General features: G+C 66.7%; 16 protein-coding genes. 4 read left to right on the top strand and 12 right to left on the bottom strand.

The window, feature by feature from the left end:
* Nucleotides 1-116: 116 nt before the first annotated feature.
* The 7 genes from mgtA to lexA form a co-directional block, all read right to left on the bottom strand.
* Nucleotides 117-2,810 carry a magnesium-translocating P-type ATPase gene (gene mgtA / locus VF651_09310; protein ID HEX7965902.1) on the bottom strand — a complete coding sequence of 898 codons (2,694 nt, stop codon included), beginning with the start codon at nt 2,808-2,810 and terminating at the stop codon, nt 117-119.
* Nucleotides 2,811-3,108: 298 nt separating this feature from the next.
* Complete coding sequence (locus tag VF651_09305; GenBank protein ID HEX7965901.1) at nt 3,109-3,456, bottom strand: hypothetical protein; 348 nt, start codon at nt 3,454-3,456, stop codon at nt 3,109-3,111.
* Between the two features lie 83 nt (nt 3,457-3,539).
* Nucleotides 3,540-7,211: a methionine synthase gene (gene metH, locus VF651_09300; GenBank protein HEX7965900.1), complete on the bottom strand. Its 3,672-nt coding sequence runs from the start codon at nt 7,209-7,211 to the stop codon at nt 3,540-3,542.
* 5 nt (nt 7,212-7,216) lie between these two features.
* A complete protein-coding gene (metF, locus tag VF651_09295; protein ID HEX7965899.1) occupies nt 7,217-8,137 on the bottom strand; it encodes a methylenetetrahydrofolate reductase [NAD(P)H] in 921 nt (306 codons plus the stop codon).
* Nucleotides 8,138-8,414: 277 nt separating this feature from the next.
* Nucleotides 8,415-9,047: a DedA family protein gene (locus VF651_09290; protein HEX7965898.1), complete on the bottom strand. Its 633-nt coding sequence runs from the start codon at nt 9,045-9,047 to the stop codon at nt 8,415-8,417.
* 1 nt (nt 9,048) lies between these two features.
* Nucleotides 9,049-10,968, bottom strand: coding sequence for a potassium transporter Kup (locus VF651_09285; GenBank protein HEX7965897.1), 1,920 nt, complete (start codon nt 10,966-10,968; stop codon nt 9,049-9,051).
* 251 nt (nt 10,969-11,219) lie between these two features.
* Nucleotides 11,220-11,822 carry a transcriptional repressor LexA gene (gene lexA / locus VF651_09280; GenBank protein HEX7965896.1) on the bottom strand — a complete coding sequence of 201 codons (603 nt, stop codon included), beginning with the start codon at nt 11,820-11,822 and terminating at the stop codon, nt 11,220-11,222.
* A gap of 128 nt (nt 11,823-11,950) precedes the next feature.
* Between lexA and VF651_09275 the strand changes: the two genes are divergently transcribed.
* From VF651_09275 to VF651_09260, 4 genes are read left to right on the top strand one after another with little or no spacing between them, the layout of a single operon-like run.
* Nucleotides 11,951-12,292 carry a metalloregulator ArsR/SmtB family transcription factor gene (locus VF651_09275; GenBank protein HEX7965895.1) on the top strand — a complete coding sequence of 114 codons (342 nt, stop codon included), beginning with the start codon at nt 11,951-11,953 and terminating at the stop codon, nt 12,290-12,292.
* Nucleotides 12,289-12,846, top strand: coding sequence for an SRPBCC family protein (locus VF651_09270; GenBank protein ID HEX7965894.1), 558 nt, complete (start codon nt 12,289-12,291; stop codon nt 12,844-12,846). The genes VF651_09275 and VF651_09270 overlap by 4 nt, the downstream gene beginning before the upstream one ends.
* A gap of 32 nt (nt 12,847-12,878) precedes the next feature.
* Nucleotides 12,879-13,268 (top strand): DUF1801 domain-containing protein, encoded by a 390-nt coding sequence (locus VF651_09265; protein HEX7965893.1) that lies wholly within the window; start codon nt 12,879-12,881, stop codon nt 13,266-13,268.
* A complete protein-coding gene (locus VF651_09260; GenBank protein HEX7965892.1) occupies nt 13,268-13,630 on the top strand; it encodes a hypothetical protein in 363 nt (120 codons plus the stop codon). The genes VF651_09265 and VF651_09260 overlap by 1 nt, the downstream gene beginning before the upstream one ends.
* 1 nt (nt 13,631) lies before the next feature.
* On the opposite strand, the gene VF651_09255 is transcribed toward VF651_09260, so the two are convergent.
* From VF651_09255 to VF651_09235, 5 genes are all read right to left on the bottom strand, one after another.
* Nucleotides 13,632-14,123 carry a hypothetical protein gene (locus VF651_09255; protein ID HEX7965891.1) on the bottom strand — a complete coding sequence of 164 codons (492 nt, stop codon included), beginning with the start codon at nt 14,121-14,123 and terminating at the stop codon, nt 13,632-13,634.
* 23 nt (nt 14,124-14,146) lie between these two features.
* On the bottom strand, nt 14,147-15,139 hold the full coding sequence (locus tag VF651_09250; GenBank protein HEX7965890.1) for an aldo/keto reductase: 993 nt from the start codon (nt 15,137-15,139) through the stop codon (nt 14,147-14,149).
* An 89-nt stretch (nt 15,140-15,228) separates the two neighbouring features.
* Complete coding sequence (locus VF651_09245) at nt 15,229-16,365, bottom strand: hypothetical protein (protein HEX7965889.1); 1,137 nt, start codon at nt 16,363-16,365, stop codon at nt 15,229-15,231.
* An 86-nt stretch (nt 16,366-16,451) separates the two neighbouring features.
* Nucleotides 16,452-18,635: a copper-translocating P-type ATPase gene (locus VF651_09240; protein HEX7965888.1), complete on the bottom strand. Its 2,184-nt coding sequence runs from the start codon at nt 18,633-18,635 to the stop codon at nt 16,452-16,454.
* Nucleotides 18,636-18,651: 16 nt separating this feature from the next.
* Nucleotides 18,652-18,927: a metal-sensitive transcriptional regulator gene (locus VF651_09235; protein HEX7965887.1), complete on the bottom strand. Its 276-nt coding sequence runs from the start codon at nt 18,925-18,927 to the stop codon at nt 18,652-18,654.
* Nucleotides 18,928-18,971 lie beyond the last annotated feature (44 nt).

Below are 18,971 nucleotides of genomic sequence, written 5' to 3'. Positions count from 1 at the left end.
ATGGGGCTAGGCGAGTCCTCGCACTGCCGCTCTCGCACATCCCTGTGTTCCGCGGCACGTATGCGTCCCTGCTACAGACAACGCCCTGCCGAGCGCAGCAGCTCCTGAGGCAGCTTTCAGTCCAGACCGAAGCGGCGGATGAGGTGCGACTTCGACCACTGGGTGAGGGCCACGTAGCCCACCACGATCAGCGGCATCACCAACAGGAACGGCAGCGGCACCGGCACCATGCCGAAGCCGCGGGCGAGGCCGCTGAACGGCAGCCACAGGCCCACCAGGCAGACCAGGACAGTGGTGAGCAGGAGCGGCAAGCTCGGCCAGCTCTGCAGGAACGGCACCTTGCCGGTGCGGATCACATGCACGATCAGCGTCTGGCTCACGATGGATTCCACGAACCAGCCGCTCTGGAACAGCTTCTCATCGTGCAAGGCACCGAAGAACCAGATGAGCACGAAGAAGGTGATGAAGTCGAACACCGAGCTCACGGGTCCGATGCGCAGCATGTACTGCCTGATGGTCTCGAGATCCCAGCGCCGCGGCTTCTCCAGGTACTCCGGGTCCACGTTGTCCGTCGTCATGGCGGTCTGGGAGAAGTCGTAGAGCAGCGTGTTCACCAGCACCTGGATGGGCGCCATGGGCACGAACGGCAGGAACAGGCTCCCCACCACCACGCTCACCATGTTGCCGAAGTTCGAGCTCGCGCTCATGCGGATGTACTTGAGGATGTTGCCGAAGACCTTGCGGCCCTCCAGCACGCCCTGCTCCAGCACCAGCAGGTTCTTCTCCAGCAGGATGATGTCGGCCGACTCCTTGGCGATGTCCACCGCCGTATCCACCGAAATGCCGACGTCAGCGGCCTTGAGCGCCGGGCCGTCGTTGATGCCGTCGCCCAGGAACCCCACCACGTGGCCTCTGCGGTGCAGCGCGCGGATCACCCGCGCCTTCTGCTGCGGCGAGAGCTTGGCGAAGAGTGAGGTCGTCTCGGCGGCCTCCGCCAGCGCCGCGTCGTCCATCTGCTCCAGGTCCCGGCCCAGCAGGATGTGGGAGACCTCGAGCCCCACCTCGGAACAGATCTTGCGCGCCACGGTATCGTTGTCGCCGGTGAGCACCTTCACCGCCACGCCATGCTGGTTTAGCCGGGCGATGGCCTGGCCGGCGCTCTCCTTGGGCGGGTCCAGGAACGCGATGTAGCCGAGCAGCGTCATGCCCTGCTCGTCCGCGACGCCGTAGGCACGCTTGGGCTCGATGGTCTCGCGGTAGGCCACGGCGATGACGCGGAAACCATCCTCGTTGAGCGCCAGGGTCACGTCGCGGATGCGCACCAGGTCATCCGGGACCAGCGGCTCGGTCTCGCCCTCGATCTCGGCGTGGGTGCAGATGCTGAAGATCTCCTCCACCGCGCCCTTGCAGATGATGACGTGCCGCTCCTCCTCTTCCTCCACCACCACCGACATGCGGCGGCGCTGGAAGTCGAAGGGGATCTCGTCCACCTTGCGGTAGTTCTCCTCCGGGTGCAGGTCGGCGTACATCTCGACCTTCTCCAGCACCGCCACGTCCAGCAGGTTGCGCAGGCCGGACTGGTAGTAGCTGTTGAGGAAGGCGAACTCCAGGACCCGCTCGCTCTCGACGCCGTGGATGTCCACGTGCTTCTCCAGGAACACCTTGTCCTGGGTCAGGGTGCCGGTCTTGTCGGTGCACAGCACGTCCATGGCGCCGAAGTTCTGGATGGAGCTGAGCCGCTTGACGATGACCTTGTGGCGCGACATCACGAGCGCACCCTTGGCGAGGTTGCTGCTCAGGATCACCGGCAGCATCTCGGGGGTGAGGCCCACCGCCACCGCCATGGCGAACAGGAAGGCATCGCCCCAGGCGTGCTTGGTGAGTCCGTTGATGAGGAACACCAGCGGCACCATCACCGCCATGAACTTGATCATGAGCCAGGTGAACCGGTGGACGCCCTTGTCGAAGCTGGTCTGCACCCGTTCGTGGCCGAGGGTGCCGGCGAGAGACCCGAAATAGGTATCGGTGCCGGTCATCACCACCAGCGCGATGGCGGTGCCGCTGACCACGTTGGTGCCCATGAAGCAGAGGTTCGGCAAGTCCAGCGGGCTGCCGGCAGCCTGCTCCACGGCGCTGGCGCGCTTCTCCACCGGCAAGGACTCGCCGGTCAGGGCCGACTGGTTGACGAACAGGTCCTTGGCGGAGAGCAGCCGCACGTCTGCCGGGATCATGTCGCCGGCGGAGAGCTGCACCAGGTCGCCAGGCACCAGCTCGTCCAGGGGCACCTGCTTGCGCAGCGCGCGGTAGGCGACCCGCGGCCGGCCGCCCGCGTCCTCCTCCGGCTCGCCCTCCTCCTCCACCTCCTCGCGGCGCAGCACGGTGGCGGTGGTCTTGACCATGGACCGCAGCTTCTCGGCGGCGGCGTCGGAACGGGCTTCCTGCACCCAGGACAACCCCACCGACAGCACCACCATGAAGGTGATGATGACGGCGCCGTCCAGGTCGTGGGTCACCGCCGAGACCGCCGCCAGCACGATGAGCAGCACGTTGAGCGGGTTGGCGAGGCGCGCCGCCAGCTGGTAGAGGAAACTGCGCTCGGGTTCCATGACCACGGCGTTGGGGCCGTGCTCCGCCAAGCGCTCTTCGGCATCCGTCTCCGCCAGACCCTGGATGCCGGTGTGGAACTCGTCGAAGGTGTCGTCCGCCGCCATGCGGCTGACCTCGGCCAGGCGCGCGGACACGCGCCCGCTGCGCTCCCCCTGGGGGTCGCCGCCGCCGCGCAAGAGTCCACTGAGTCTGTCGAAGGCCACGCCTCACCTGCACCTTGTCGAAAGGCCATGACGCACCGGAGGGTGCGCGAACGTCCAGATCACGTCCGCGGCCGTCCGGTCATGCAGTGAAGCTTGTCGGGAACCGGCCGCGCTACCCTTCCGCATGGGAGGGTCTGCGCGGCCTCAGGGGAGAGGTCAGTCGCGCGAGGCGCCACCGTGGCGGGAAGGGAACTGTCTTTTACAGCTACTGCCCACTTCGGGGCCTCTCGTGACTGGATTGGCGCGGATGCTAGTCCCGGCCTGCGGGACTGTCAACGCATCCGCGCGCATTTCCAGGTCAGCGCGGCGGAGTCGTAGTCGCGGGCTTCGCGGGAGGCTTGGATGCGGCCTTGGTGGCCGGCTTGGGAGCGTCCTGGCAGGGGTTGGCCTTGTGCTTGTGAGCCTTGGCCTGCTTCGGATCCTTCTTGCCCACCTTGGCCATGGCCTTGTGCTTGGCTTTCTTCTTGTGGCCCATCTGCTTGCCGCAGTCATTGGCCTTCGCATCGCTGGCGGGTGCCGGCGCGGCGGTCTTCACCGCCGGAGCCTTGGGTTCGGCGGACTTGGGGGCAGCAGCCGGCGCGGCCCAGGCGAGGGTGACGGTCAGGGCGAGCAGGCCGCCCGCGGCGGTGGCGAGATATCGGTTCATGTCAGTCTCCTGGGATATCCGTGATGTCCGGTGCGCCGGATGCGCATGGCGCAGATATTACCCCGTCCCGGGCTTCCAAGTCCTCAGGGTGTGTATCCCAGGTTCGGCGCCAGCCAGCGCTCCGCGGTGGTGATGTCCATGCCCTTGCGGCGGGCGTAGTCCTCCACCTGGTCGCGGTTGATGCGGCCCACGGCGAAGTAATGGGACTCGGGATGGGAAAAGTAAAAACCGCTCACGGCCGCCGCCGGCCACATGGCGTAGTGCTCGGTGAGCTGGATGCCGGCGCGCCGCTCCGCGTCCAAGAGCTGCCACAGGATGCCCTTCTCGGTGTGCTCGGGGCAGGCGGGGTAGCCCGGGGCCGGACGGATGCCGGCGTATTCCTCGCGGATCAGCGCATCGTTGTCGAGACCCTCGGCAGATGCGTAGCCCCAGGACTCGCGCCGCACCTTCCGGTGCAGCCACTCGGCGAAGGCTTCCGCCAGCCGGTCCGCCAGGGCCTTGAGCAGGATCGCGCTGTAGTCGTCGTGATCCGCCTCGAAGGCCTTCACCCGCGCCTCGATCCCGAGGCCGGTGGTCACGGCGAAACCGCCGAGGTAGTCCTCCTTGCCGCTGTCCGCCGGCGCCACGTAATCCGCGAGGCAGCGGTTGGGCTTGCCGGCGGGCTTCTGCTGCTGCTGGCGCAGGAAATGGAAGGTGGCATGCCGCTCGCCGCGGTCCGTGCCCTTGAACACCGCTACGTCATCGCCTTCGGCATTGGCGGGGAACAGGCCATACACGGCCCGCGCCTGGAGCCAGCGCTCGGCGATGATCTGGTCCAGCATGGCGTTCGCATCCGCCAGCAGGCGGCGCGCGGTCTCCCCCTTCTCCGGATCGTCCAGGATCCTGGGGTAGCTGCCCTTGAGCTGCCAAGCGTGGAAGAACGGCGTCCAGTCTATATAAGGACGCAGTTCCTCCAGCGGGAAGTCGTCCAGGGTCTGGATGCCAAGCTGCCGCGGACGGGGCGGCTGGTACGAGCGCCATTCCACGGGGATGCGGTTGGCCCGGGCCGCCGTGAGGCTGAGCCAGCGGTCCTCGCTGTTGCGGCCCGCATACTCGGCGCGCAGCCCGGCGTACTCGGCCTGGATGGCCTGGATGACGGAAGCACTGCCCTCGCCCAGCAGGGACGAGGCCACGCTCACGGCGCGGGAGGCATCCTTCACGTGGGTGACTGCGCCCTGGTACTGGGGCGCGATGCGCACCGCGGTGTGGGTGCGGGAGGTGGTGGCGCCGCCGATCATGAGCGGGATGCTGAAGTTGTCCCGTTGCATCTCCCGTGCCACATGCACCATCTCATCCAGGGAAGGCGTGATGAGGCCCGAGAGACCGATGAGGTCCACCTGCCGCTCCCTGGCAGTCTCCAGGATCTTCTGGGCCGGGACCATCACCCCCAGGTCCAGCACCTCGTAGTTGTTGCACTGCAGCACGATGCCGACGATGTTCTTGCCGATGTCGTGCACGTCGCCCTTCACGGTGGCCATGAGGATGCGGCCCTTGGGGCGCACGCCGTCCTGTTTCTCGGCCTCGATGTACGGCGTGAGCCAGGCCACCGACTTCTTCATGACCCGGGCGGACTTCACCACCTGGGGCAGGAACATGCGGCCCGTGCCGAACAGCTCGCCCACCACGTCCATGCCCGCCATGAGAGGGCCTTCGATCACGTCCAGGGGCCGCTTGGCCTTGAGCCGCGCCTCCTCGGTGTCCTCATCTATATAGTCTGCGATACCCTGCACCAGGGCGTGCTTGAGGCGCTCCTCCACGGGCCAGCCGCGCCAGGCCAGGTCCTGCACCTGTTTCGTGCCGCCCTTGTCCAGGGTCGCGGCGAAGCTCATGAGCCGCTCGGTGGCGTCCGGACGCCGGTCCAGCAGCACGTCTTCCACATGCTCCAGGAGGTCTTTGGGTATCTCCTCGTACACCGCGAGCTGGCCCGCGTTGACGATGCCCATGTCCATGCCGGCCTTGATCGCGTGGTACAGGAAGGCCGCGTGCATGGCCTCCCGCACCTTGTCGTTGCCACGGAATGCGAAGGACACGTTGCTGACGCCGCCGCTCACCAAGACGCCCGGCAGCCGGCGCTTGATCTCCCGCACCGCGTCTATGTAGTCCAGCGCATAGCGGGCATGGGCCTCGATGCCGGTGCCCACCGCGAAGATGTTGGGATCGAAGATGATGTCCTGCGGCGGGAACCCGAGCTTCTCCGTCAGGATCCGATAGGCCCGCTCGCATACCGCCACACGCTTCTCGAGGGTGTCCGCCTGGCCCTGCTCGTCGAAGGCCATCACCACCACCGCGGCGCCGTGGCGGCGCGCGAGGCGCGCCTGCTCCAGGAACGAGGCCTCGCCCTCCTTGAGGCTGATGGAGTTGACGACGCATTTGCCCTGCACGCACTTCAGACCCGCCTCGATGATCTCCCAGCGGGAGGAATCGAGCATGACCGGCACCCGCGCGATGTCCGGCTCGGCGGCGAGCAGCGAGAGGAAGCGCACCATGGCGGCCTTGCCGTCCAGCAGGCCCTCGTCCATGTTCACGTCCACCACCTGGGCACCGTTCTGCACCTGATCCCGCGCCACTTCCAGTGCCGCGGGATAGTCCCCCGCCAGCACCAGCTTCTTGAACTTGGCGGAGCCGGTGACGTTGGTGCGTTCACCCACGTTCACGAACAGGCTGCCGGGCAGGATGTTGCAGGCCTCCAGGCCCGCGAGCCGGCAGCCCGGCGCGGCGGGATCGCGCTCCGGCGGCCTGTGCCCGGCGATGGCGGCCTTGATGGCGCGGATGTGCTCGGGAGTGGTGCCGCAGCAGCCGCCCACGATGTCCACGTTCCCCTCCTCGGCCCAGCCGCCCAGCTGATGGGCCATGTGCTCGGGGGTCTCGTCGTAACCGCCGAAGGCGTTGGGCAGGCCGGCGTTGGGGTGGGCACTCACGTGGCAGTCCGCGAGCTTCGCCAGTTCCTGCACGTAGGGCCGGAGCTGATCGGCACCGAGCGCACAGTTGAGCCCGATGCTGAAGGGCTTCACGTGACGCACGGAGTTCCAGAACGCCTCCACGGTCTGGCCCGAGAGGGTGCGGCCCGAGAGGTCGGTGATGGTGGCGGAGATCATCACCGGCACCTCGGTGCCGGCACGCTCGAAGTGCTCCTGGATCGCGATGAGCGCAGCCTTGCAGTTCAGGGTGTCGAAGATGGTCTCCACCATCAGGAGGTCCGCGCCGCCGTCCAGGAGACCCCGCACCGCGTCCGCGTAGGCAGCCTTGAGTTCGTCGAAGCTGACGTTGCGGAAGCCCGGGTCGTTCACGTCCGGCGACATGGACGCCGTGCGGTTGGTAGGGCCCAGGATGCCCGCCACGAAGCGGCGCTGGCCGTCCCGCTTGCCGATGGCCGCGGTCTCCTGCTTGGCGAGACGCGCGCCCTCGCGGTTCAGCTCATAGGCTAGGGCCTCGGTGCCATAGTCCGCCTGCGATATGGCGGTGGAGTTGAAGGTGTTGGTCTCGAGGATGTCCGCGCCCGCCTCGAGGTAGGCGCGGTGGATGCCGGCGATGATGTCGGGGCGCGTGAGCGTCAGGAGGTCGTTGTTGCCCTTGAGGGGCTTCGGATGGTTCTTGAAGCGCTCACCCCGGAAATCCGCCTCCTCGAGGGGATGGGCCTGGATCATGGTGCCCATGGCACCGTCCAGCACCAGGAGGCGCTCCTTGAGGAGCCGTTCGAGTTCGCTGCGACAATCCATGGATATCAGCGGGCGTTGACCGCCAGCGGCTCGGGCGCCGGCACCGCGGGCTTGATGCCCAGCAGCCGGCAGATGGCGCGCGCGAGCTCGGGGCGGTTGAGCGTATAGAAATGGAACTCCTGCACGCCCTCCGCCTGCAACAGGCGGCACTGCTCGCCGGCCACGTGGGCAGCCACCAGCTTGCGGGTCTCCGGGTCGTCATCCACGTCCTCGAAGATGTCCGCCAGCCAGCGCGGCACGCTGGCACCGCAACGCAGGCTGAACTTCTTCACCTGCGCGTAGTTGGTCACCGGCAGGATGCCGGGGATCACCGGTAGCCCGATGCCGGCGGAGGCGAGCCGGTCGCGGAAGCGCAGGAACACCTCCACGTCGAAGAAGTACTGGGTGATGGCGCGGGTGGCGCCCGCCTCCATCTTGCGCTTGAGGTTATCCAGGTCCGCCTGCGGCGAGACCGCCTCCGGATGCACCTCCGGATGGGCCGCCACGCTGATCTCGAAGTCCGCCACGCGCTTCAGCCCCGCCACGAGCTCGGCGGCGCTGGCGTAGCCCTCAGGATGCGGCTGGAAGTGCTCGCCTTCAGGCGCGTCACCGCGCAGCGCGACGATGTGGCGCACGCCGGCCTGCCAATAGCGGCGCGCCACCCTTTCGATCTCCTCGCGGCTCGCGCCGACGCAGGTGAGGTGCGCGGCGGGCCGCAGGCCCAGCCGTCGCTGGATCGCGACCACCGTCTCGTGTGTGCGCTCGCGGGTCGAGCCGCCGGCGCCGTAGGTGACTGAGACGAAGCGCGGAGCCAGGGGCGCGAGGCGCTCCAGGGCCTGCCACAGCTTCTTCTCCATCTCGGGCGTGCCGGGCGGGAAGAATTCGAAGGAGACACCGGGGGTGGTGGGGAAAGCCCGCCGGTCCCAGGCAGTGGTGAGGGAGTTCATCTCGGCTCGTGCGCTCCAGACGCTTTAGCAGTCGGCCCCCTTCACGGGTGCCGTATCGCCCTGCAAGTTGTCATAAACGGCGATGGTGCATGCCTCTTTCCGCCCTCCGCGCCCGTCCGTGGGTCCGGAAAACGAAAAACCTGCTTAGCTTGACCACCTTTCGGGTGGGGCTAAAGCAGGTTCCAGAGAGCCCGCTTTAGCTGCATTTATAGAGCGCCCGCAAGCTGAGACTCAAATCGGCGCTATGGGATAACTATCTGATATCCAGGGGATTACGTCAAGCCTGACCTCGCCCGGCCTTGAGGTGCTTGAAGTGCCGGCGGATCCACCAGGCGGCGGCCAAGACGATCAGGGCGCCGATGACCGCATCGAAGCGGTGGAACCAGGCCCCCAGGGTGTCCCAATGCTCTCCCAAGGCACGGCCTATCCAGGCCAGGCCCCAGCACCAGATCAGCGAACCCACGAAGGTATAGGCCACGAACTTGCCCAGGTGCATGCGCGCCACCCCCGCCGGGAACGCGATGAATGTGCGCACCACCGGCAGCAGCCGGCCCACGAAGATGATGGCCTCGCCGTAACGGGCGAACCAGCGGTCACCCATCTCGATGTCCTGGGGCGAGATGAACAGGTAGCGGCCGTACTTCACCACCAGCGGACGCCCGCCCAGGAGCCCCACGTAGTAGGCCGCCAGCGAGCCCAGCACGCAGCCCACGGCGCCCGCCAGGGCCACGCCCCACAGGCTGAGCTTGCCCTGGAACACCAGGTAGCCCGCGAACGGCATGATGAGCTCGGAGGGCAGCGGGATGCAGGCGCTCTCGATGCCCATGAGCAGCACCACGCCTGCATAGCCGAGCGTCGAGAGCGTGCCGGTGATGAACGCGGCGATCGCCGCCAGGAGCTTGCCGATCATGTCAGTGGCGGCCGTCGCCGTTGCGGCGGCCGCCGCCGATGTCCGCCAGCCTCAGGCGCAGGCCCAGCTCCACGGTGCGGTCCGGCGGGATCTGGTAGAAGTCCGTGGCGCGGATCGCGTTGCGCGACATGAACGCGAACAGGTTCTCACGCCAGCCCCACATGGACGGCCAGCGGCGGGTGGAGACCAGGGTCTCACGCCCTAGGTAATAGGTGACGGTCTCAGGATCGATGCTGAGGCCGAAGTCCTTGGCGCGGCGGAAGCACTGCGGGATGTTCGGTATCTGCATGAAGCCGTAGTGCACGTTCACGCGGTAGAACCCGAGGTCCATCTTCGCGACCTCCAGGCGCTGCAGCGGGTGCACGAAGGGCACGTCGTCCGTGAGCACCGTGAGCAGCACCACCTGCTCGTGCAACACCTGGTTGTGTTCCAGGTGGTGCTGCAGCATGGGCGGCGTGCCTAGGTTGGGCGCGGTCATGAAGACCGCGGTGCCGCGCACCCTGAGAGGCTTCTGCTTGCGGATGTGGGCCAGGAACTCGTCCAGGGGCTCGGTGGCGGCACGCAGCCGGTCGATGAGGTTGGAGCGGCCGGTGCTCCAGGTGGACATGATGATGAAGCCGATCACGCCCACCAGCAGCGGCAGCCAGCCACCGTCCCAGACCTTGAAGATGTTGGCGCTGAAGTACATCAGGTCCACGGAGAGGAAACACAGAGTGAGGAAGCCCACCACCGCCACGTTCCAGTGCCAGCGGTCGCGCTCCACGAAGAACATCAGGATCGAGGTCACCACCATGGTGGAGCTGACGGCCACGCCATAGGCAGTGGCCAGGCGGTCGGAGCTCTTGAAGCCCAGCACGATGGCGATGGTCGCCACCATCAGTATCCAGTTCATGGCCGGGATGTATATCTGGCCCTTCTCGTCCACCGAGGTCCTGATGATGGTGAGGCGCGGGCTCTGGCCGAATTGGATGGCCTGGCCCATCAGGGAGAAGGCGCCGGAGATCACCGCCTGGGAGGCGATCACCGTGGCGGCGGTGGCGATCGCGATCATGGGATACAGGAACCAGCCGGGCGAGAGGCTGTAGAACAGCTGCGATGCAGGCTGCTCGGGATGGGCCAGTAGCATCGCGCCCTGGCCGAAATAGTTGAGCAGGAGCGCCGGCATCACGTAGGCGAACCAGGCCAGCCGGATCGGCGCACGGCCGAAGTGGCCGAGGTCCGCGAACAGCGATTCGGCTCCGGTGACGCACAGGAAGACCGAGCCCAGCACCACGATGTCCGCGAGGCCGTGATGGGCGATGAACTCCAGGGCGTAACCCGGATTCACCGCCGCCAGGATGCCGGGGTGCATGACGATCGCGCGCAGGCCGAGCACGCCGATGACCGTGAACCAGAGTGCGCAGATGGGGCCGAAGAACGTGCCCACACGGCTGGTGCCCACGCGCTGGATGACGAACAGGAAGATCAGGATCACCACCGTGATGGCGATGATCACCGAGCGCGGGAACGCCGCGGAGCCCACCTGCAGGCCCTCCACGGCGGAGAGCACCGAGATGGCGGGCGTGATCATGCCGTCGCCGTAGAGCAGCGCCGCGCCGAAGATGCCGAGGGTGATGAGGATGCGCGAGCGGCGGCTGGTGCGGCGCGTGCGCCAGGGATCCAGCAGCGCCAGCAGCGCCATCACGCCGCCCTCGCCCTTGTTGTCGGCCCGCAGCACGAACACCTGGTACTTGAGGCAGACGATGATGATGATGGTCCAGAACACCAGCGACAGCACGCCGAGCACGCTCTCGGGAGTGATGGCCAGGCCGTTGGCGTCGGAGAACGAGCTGCTCAGGGCATAGAGCGGGCTGGTTCCGATGTCGCCGAACACCACGCCCAGCGCGCCCAGGCTCAGGGCATAGAGGCGCTTTCGGTCCATGGCGTCCGGGCCGCCGGCGCCGGCGCTGTTGCGGCGCGCGTGGGGATGATGCAGGTGGTGGCGGGTCATGTGGTGTTCGTTCTGTTCCCCAAAGACAAACGGCCGGCGTCACGTGGATGCGCCGGCCGATGCGAAGAGAAAGCTTGGGATTAGGCCTATAGAATCAACGACTTCGCGCGTAACCCCTGCTTCAGGGGCGCGAAATTATACTCCAAAGACCGGACCGCCAGGGTGGGCAAAAAACGTCCGGTTCACTGCACCGTGACGTCCCGCAGCACGCCCACCACCACCCCTTCGATGATGAACTCACGGCTGTGCACGTCCACCACGATGGGCTGGAAGGCAGGGTTCTCGGGGAGGAGGTGCACCTCGGCCCCCTGCAGGCGGTAGCGCTTCACCGTCACCTCGTCGCCCAGGCGGGCCACCACGATCTGGCCGTTGCGCACCTCGGGGTTGCGGTTCACCGCCACCAGGTCGCCGTCCAGGATGCCGGCGTCGCGCATGCTCATGCCACGCACGCGCAGGAGGTAATCGGGCTTGGGCTTGAACATGCGCGGATCGACGCGCACCCGGCCTTCCAGGTGCTGTTCCGCGAGGATAGGACTGCCCGCCGCTACCCGGCCCACTACCGGGAGACCGGGAGGATCGGTAATGCGGATTCCCCGGGCAGCGCCGGGCAGTAAGCTAATCATACCCTTTCGGGCGAGGGCGCGGAGATGTTCCTCCGCGGCGTTGGCAGATTTAAATCCCAGGGTCTCGGCGATCTCTGCACGCGTAGGCGGCATGCCGGTTTCATCGATAACCTCTTGAATCAACTCAAGAACTTCCTGCTGCCGGGGAGTGATCTTTTCCATGGAGAGAAGCCGCCTCAGCCTGGGTATGTATACAGGGTTCTGTGATTATATACAGGCATTCCCGGTTTGCAAGGAGTGGTTGTAATATACCTTGACAGGAATATGAACATAAAAGTATGTTTAAACTCATGGAATCTTCCTTCGCCATCATCGCCGAGCCGAACCGCCGGGCCATCCTCAAGCTGCTGGCCTCATCAGAACAATCCGTGGGTGAGATCGAACGGCGGCTGCACATGCCCCAGACCTCCGTATCCAAGCACCTGCGGGTATTAAGGGAAGCCGGCTTGGTGGAGTCGCGGGTGGAGGCCCAGCGGCGTGTCTACCGGATCCGGCCCGAGCCGCTCAAGGAAGTGGATGCCTGGCTCGATCCCTTCCGGCGCTTCTGGTCGGCCCACGTGGATGCGCTGGAGCGCCACCTCGAGCGCATGGAGATGGAAGAAGAGCCGGACGGGAAAGGAAAAGGCAAATGAGTGGACGTGAGGACTACCTGCCCGGCCCCGCCGCCGGTGCCGAGGTCCAGAAGGACGGCGACCGGTGGACCCTGGTGCTGGTGCGCAAGCTGCGCCAGCCACCGGCGATGGTCTGGGAGGCGCTGACGGATCCCGCGCAGCTCTCCCAATGGGCGCCCTTCGATGCGGACCGGGACTTAGGGAAAGAGGGTCCGGCGAAACTCGTTACGGTAGGCGCTCCTCAAGCGCCGGCCGAGAGCCTGGTCAAGCGGGCAGAAGCGCCGCGCATCTTGGAGTACAGCTGGGGCGGCAACGATCTCAGGTGGCAGCTCGAACCCGCCGGCGGCGGCACCCGCCTCACCCTCTGGCACAACATCGAGCGCGGCTTCATCACCTGGGGCGCCGCGGGCTGGCACATCTGCCTCGACGTGCTGGACCGGCTCACCGCGGGCGAGCCCATCGGGCGCATCGTGGGCGGCGAGGCCATGAAGTTCGACTGGCAGCGGCTCGTCCAGGAATACGCCGCGCAATTTGGTGTCGAAGCCCCGAGCTGGCCACCCAAGGGAACCAAGTGATGGCCGTGCGCAAGAAAGCGGCGAAGCGAACCATGAAGAAAAGTTCTTCGACAGCAGGCTCCGCTTCCAAGCTCATAGACGAGAGGATAGAACAGCTGGACGACTGGCGAGGCAAGCAGCTCGCCCTGCTCCGCTGCCTGATCAAGCAGGCGGATCCCAAGGTGCTGGAGGAATGGAAATGGGGGGTGCCGGTCTGGTCCCACGACGGGATCATCTGCACCGGTGAGACCTACAAGGACAAGGTGAAGTTGACCTTCGCCCGGGGCGCTGCACTCGAGGATCCTGCCGGCCTCTTCAACTCCAGCCTGGAAGGCAACACCCGGCGTGCCATCGACTTCCCCATGGGCGCGAAGCCCGACGAAAAAGCATTCAAGGCGCTCATCCGCGAGGCGGCAGCGTTGAACGTATCGAGAGGCAAATGATGAACATCCTCCTGTGGATACTCCAGATCCTGCTCGCCCTGCATACCGCCATGGGCGCAGTATGGAAGTTCTCTCACTCCGAGAAGTCCGTGCCTTCCCTGCGGGCGATCCCCCATGGGGTTTGGCTTGGGATGAGCTTGATCGAGCTGCTCTGCAGCCTGGGCCTGATCGCGACAGCGATCCCCTCCCTGGCAGTACTCACGCCGATCGCCGCGGCGCTCATCGCGGCAGAGATGCTGCTGTTCTGCGGCCTGCACCTCGGGCAAGGCGCCGGCAAGCGCGGTGAACTGGCCTATTGGCTGATCGTGGCCGTGCTGGCCGGATTCATCGCCTACGGCAGATTCATGCTGGTGCCGGCCTGACTCAGGAAGCGGCCCGTGCCGCTTCCCACATATCTATAGCCTTGGCCATGGCGAGCATCCCAAAGCGCAGGCTCTGGAGGGCGGCGGCCCTCTTCCCTGCCATCAGTTCAACGTAAGCCTTCTCGATGAGGGCTTCCTGGGGACCCAGCACGCCTTCCTTGAGGAGCTTGAGATAAGCCTGGAACAAGGCCCGCAGGCATTGTTCCACTTCCGGGGCCTCGAGGCCCGATTCGGTGAACACCAATGCGCAGACCGCGAGGGGAGCGCGCTCCAGCTCGGCACGGGGCGAAGCTTCCACCGGCAGGTCCTGCTGCAGATACGCGTGGGTGAGCGTTGTGACTCCGCCGAGCAGCGCCAGCATGGAAGCCATATCGTTGTAGAGGTACGGATCGCCGCGCTGCGCGGCCACCTCGGCGGCGGCCTGGAGCGCGGGGGCGGCGAGCAGCTGGTATTCGACGGGCGTTAAGAGCCCAGCGTTCTCTGGATCACTCATCCCGTCATGTTACGCGAAACGCCTCACCGATTGACCGTGGACATGTCCGCATAGCGGTTACCCGTGGCCGCGCCCACAGGGAAGGCCGCATCGATGCGCTTTAGCTCCTCGCCGCTTAGCTCGATGCCGATGGCGGCGGCGTTCTGCTCCAGGTACTTGCGGCGCTTGGTGCCGGGGATGGGGACGATGTCCTGTCCCTGGTGCAGCAGCCAGGCGATGGCGATCTGGGAGGCTTCCACGTCCCTGTCCCTGGCGATCTCCTCCACCCGCTCGACGAGGTCCAGGTTCTTCTGGAAGTTCTCGCCCTTGAAGCGGGGCATGTTGCGGCGCCAATCGTCCGCGGCCAAATCTTCGTATCTCTTGATGGTACCGGTGAGGAAGCCGCGCCCCAAGGGGCTGTAGGCCACGAAGCCGATGCCGAGTTCCCGCACCGTGTCCAACAGGCCCTCCTCCGGCTCGCGGGTCCACAGCGAGTACTCGGTCTGGAGCGCACTGATGGGATGGACATTGTGGGCACGGCGGAGGGTGTCCGGCGCCGCCTCGGAGAGGCCGAGGTAGCGCACCTTGCCCTGTTTCACGAGATCGGCCATGGCGCCGACGGTATCCTCGATGGGCGTGTTGATGTCCACCCGGTGCTGGTAGTAGAGGTCGATGTGATCCACGCCAAGGCGCTTTAGCGAGGCATCGCAGCAGGCACGCACGTAGTCAGGACTGCCGTTCACGCCCAGGAACCTGCCGTCCGGCGTGCGCTCGTTCCCGAACTTGGTGGCGACGATGAACTTATCGCGCTTGCCCTTGATGGCGCGGCCCACCAGCTCCTCGTTGGTGAACGGGCCATACATGTCCGCGGTGTCGAGGAAGTCGATGCCGAGCTCGAGCGCGCGGTGGATGGTGGCGATGGATTCCTTGTCCCCTTCCCCGCCCTTGTAGAAATCCGACATGCCCATGCAGCCTAAGCCCATGGCGGAGACCTCGAGACCCTGGGAACCGAGCCTGCGGCGGGGGAACGTGGACATGGGCACACCTCTTTCTTCTTGGCGGTCCTTGCGGGCCGATGAGCATACTCCCACTAGAGACAGCGGAGCATGACGGTTTATTTCAGGTCTCAGAGGAGCTTGAGGCGCAGGAACAGCATGTATGAGTGCGGGTTTCCATAAGCGGCCTGGGCGGTCGCCGGCAGGCCGTATACGCTCACCAGCCCGCCCAGACCCAGGCTGAGATGCTCAGCCACCGGCCAGTCGTGGATGTAACCCACGGATAGTTTCCCGACGGTGACCATCGAGGGCAGGAGCTCATCCTCCTGCACCCGCTCCAGGCGGGCGAACCAGGTGTGTACCCCCGAGAACTTGAGTTCACTCTCGGCGAGCCATGCATCCAGCTTGTCCCCGGGCCGGTTGTCGTCCTGTCCCCAGCCGAGGGTCGCGTCCCACTGCGCGTCGCCCACCGCGCCGGAATACATGGCCGACGCGGTGCTGCGGCGCTGGTCCACGGCAGGATCCAATTGCTCGGGGCTGCGCAGGTAGCCGCGGCTCGCCTGCAGCGACCAGTGCTCGTCCGGGTTCCAGGTGGCGCGCGCCGCGTAGGAATCCAGCGCGCCGCCATCGATGTTCCAGCGCCGCTCGTCCGGTTCCCGGCCATGGAAGACGGAGGCCTCCAGCTTCACCTGTCCCAGCACCAGGCCCGCGGTGAGCACGCCGAAGGTGACATGGGTGGAGTCCAGCCAGTGATGGGAGAGCGGCGCCTCCGGATTGTCCACGCCCGACGCCCTATGCATGAAGGCCGGCGGACCCAGGGCTGGCTCACCGGGCAGGCCCGCGTACACGAACAGCGAATCCGTCTCGGCGAACGCGTGGCTATAGGAGGCGGAGAGCTCCATGAAGAGATCGTGGGGATGCTGGCGGTCCACCAATGGGTTCACCCTGTCGGCGGTCTCGCCGGTCTGCAGCAGCAGCGGATAACCGGCCGGACCCATGAGCGGGTCCAGCGAGAACATGCCGCGCAGGCCGAGGGTGTCCTGGCCCCGGGTCCGCTGGGCCATGACCATGAACATGCTTTCGCTGAAATCCTCGTTGGCGCCCCGCGGCCCGCCCTGGTGGTCGCGCACCTGGTACAGGTAGCCGTGGACCATGGTCATCCAGTCGCCGTCCATGGTCATGATGCCTTGCATGGGCACGGCCTCCGGCTGCCAGCTGGTGCCGGAAGCTTCGCGGTCCATGGCATAGGGGCCGAAAGCGCCGGCCATGCCCATGAAATCCTCCGCGCGGACGTCCGGCGCGAATGACAGGGCCAATACCGTGGCCGCAAACAGCGTGCGAATGGGCGCCGCCCTCATAGCCGCGCCCGGCGCAGGCGCAGCGCATTCCCGATCACGGACACCGAGCTGAAGCTCATGGCGGCGGCCGCGATGGCCGGGCTCAGCAGCAGCCCGGCGATGGGATAGAGCACCCCGGCGGCCAGCGGCACGCCGAGCGCGTTGTAGAAGAAGGCGAAGAACAGGTTCTGCCGTATGTTGCGCATGGTACGCCGGCTCAGCTCGCGGGCCCGCGCGATGGCACGCAAGTCGCCCTTCACCAGGGTCACCGCCGCGCTCTCCATGGCCACGTCGGTGCCATTGCCCATGGCGATACCCACGTCGGCCCGAGCGAGTGCGGGTGCATCGTTCACGCCATCGCCCGCCATGGCCACCACACGGCCCTGCTGCTTCAGGCGCCCCACCACCTCGTGCTTGTCCTGGGGCAGGACGCCCGCATGCACCTCGTCGATGCCGAGCGCGGCGGCGACGGCCTGGGCGGTGATGGCGTTGTCGCCGGTGAGCATCACGATGCACACGCCGGAGGCCTTGAGTTGGCGCACGGCTTCGGCGCTGGTGGGCTTGATGGCGTCGGCGACGCCGATGATGCCGGCGGCCCTGCCGCCGATCGCCACCAGCATGACGGTCTGGCCCGCACGGCGCAGCTCTTCCGCCATGCCAGCCAGGGGGGCGGCATCTATCCTCGCTCCTTCCAGCAGCCGGATGTTGCCCACCAGCACATCGGCGCCAGCGAGCCTCCCGCTCACGCCCTGGCCGGTGATGGCCCTGAAGTCCTCGACCTTGGCGGGGACCACACCGCGTGCCTTTGCGCCTGCGACGATGGCCGCCGCCAGCGGATGCTCGCTGGCGGCCTCGAGGGCCGCCACTTGCGCGAGCAGCTCCTGTTCCGTGAAGCCCTGCAGGACCTTCACGGCCTGCAAGGTGGGCCTGCCCTCGGTGAGGGTGCCGGTCTTGTCCACCACCAGCACGTCGATCTTCTCCATGAGCTCCAGCGCCTCGGCATCCTTGATCAGCACGCCGGACTGCGCGCCGCGGCCTATCCCCACCATCACCGAGATGGGCGTGGCAAGGCCGAGGGCGCAGGGGCAAGCGATGATGAGCACCGAGACCGCCGCCAGCAGCGCGTGGTTGAGCGCCGGCGCCGGACCCCATGCGGCCCAGGCAACCGCGGCCGCGAGCGCGACGCCGATCACGGCGGGCACGAACCAGCCGGAGACTTTGTCGGCCAGCGCCTGGATCGGCGCACGACTGCGCTGCGCCTCGCCCACCATGTGCACGATGCGCGCCAGCAGCGTGTCAGAGCCCACCCGGTCGGCGCGCATGATGAAACCGCCCTGCTGGTTGATGCTGCCGGCACTGACCCGGTCACCAGCGGATTTCTGCACCGGCATGGACTCGCCGGTGAGCATGGACTCGTCCACGCCCGAATGCCCTTCGATCACCTCGCCGTCCACGGGAACCTTGTCGCCCGGGCGCACGCGCAGGCGGTCGCCTGCCATGACCTGGTCGAGGGGCACTTCCTTCTCGCCGTCTGAGCCGATGCGGTGCGCGGTCGGGGGCGCGAGCCTCAGCAGGGCGCGGATGGCATCGGAGGTGCCGCGCCGCGCCCGCAGTTCCAGCACCTGGCCCAGCAGCACGAGCGTGACGATGACAGCGGCGGCCTCGAAGTACAGCGGCGGCATGCCCTCCCCCATGAACGCCGCCGGCATCAGGCCGGGGAACAGGAGCACGAAGAGGCTGAAGCCGTAAGCGGCGCCACTGCCGAGGGCGATGAGGGTGAACATGTTGAGGTGGCGGGTGCGCAAGGACTGCCAGCCCCGTTCGAAGACCGGCCAGCCGCCCCACAGCACTACCGGCGTCGCCAGGGCGAACTGCGACCATCCGAACATCGCCTCACCAAGCCAGTGATGGAAGCGCAGAGCCGGCAGTACGTCCCCGCCCATGGACAGCACCAGCAACGGCAAGCTCAGGGCCACACCCAGCCAGAAGCGGCGGGTCATGTCCTTGAGTTCGGGATCGGCGCCTTGTTCGGCGCGCACGATCTTGGGCTCCAGTGCCATGCCGCAGATGGGACAGGTACCGGGGCCTTGCTGCACGACCTCAGGATGCATGGGACAGGTATAGAGGTCGCCCGCTACCGGCTTGTGGGTGGACGGGGGCGGCGCGGCGGCCGGCTCAGGATGGCGGCAGCATTCGTGCATGGCGGCCTCGGAGTGTCTAGGGGGCGAAGCGCTTCAGGATGTCGAACAGCTCATCCAGCTTGGCATCGCGCTCCTTGCGGTCGCCGCTCTCGGCGGCACCGGTCACGCAGTGCCCGATGTGCTTCTCCAACACCTGCAGCTCGACCCGGCGCAGGGCCGCCTGGACCGCCCGCAACTGGGTGAGGATGTCGCCGCAGTAGCGCTCCTCCTCCACCATGCGCGTGAGTCCGGCTACCTGGCCATGGATGCGCCGCAGGCTGTCCAGCTGGGATTTGTGTTCGGCATGTTTCATGCCACATACCATACCCTAGTATGGTATGTGAGGCAAGCCCCAAA

Source organism: Gammaproteobacteria bacterium (assembly GCA_036383255.1).
Lineage (GTDB): Bacteria > Pseudomonadota > Gammaproteobacteria > Natronospirales > REEB76 > DASUBN01.
This window is presented reverse-complemented; position numbering and strand designations above follow the sequence as displayed.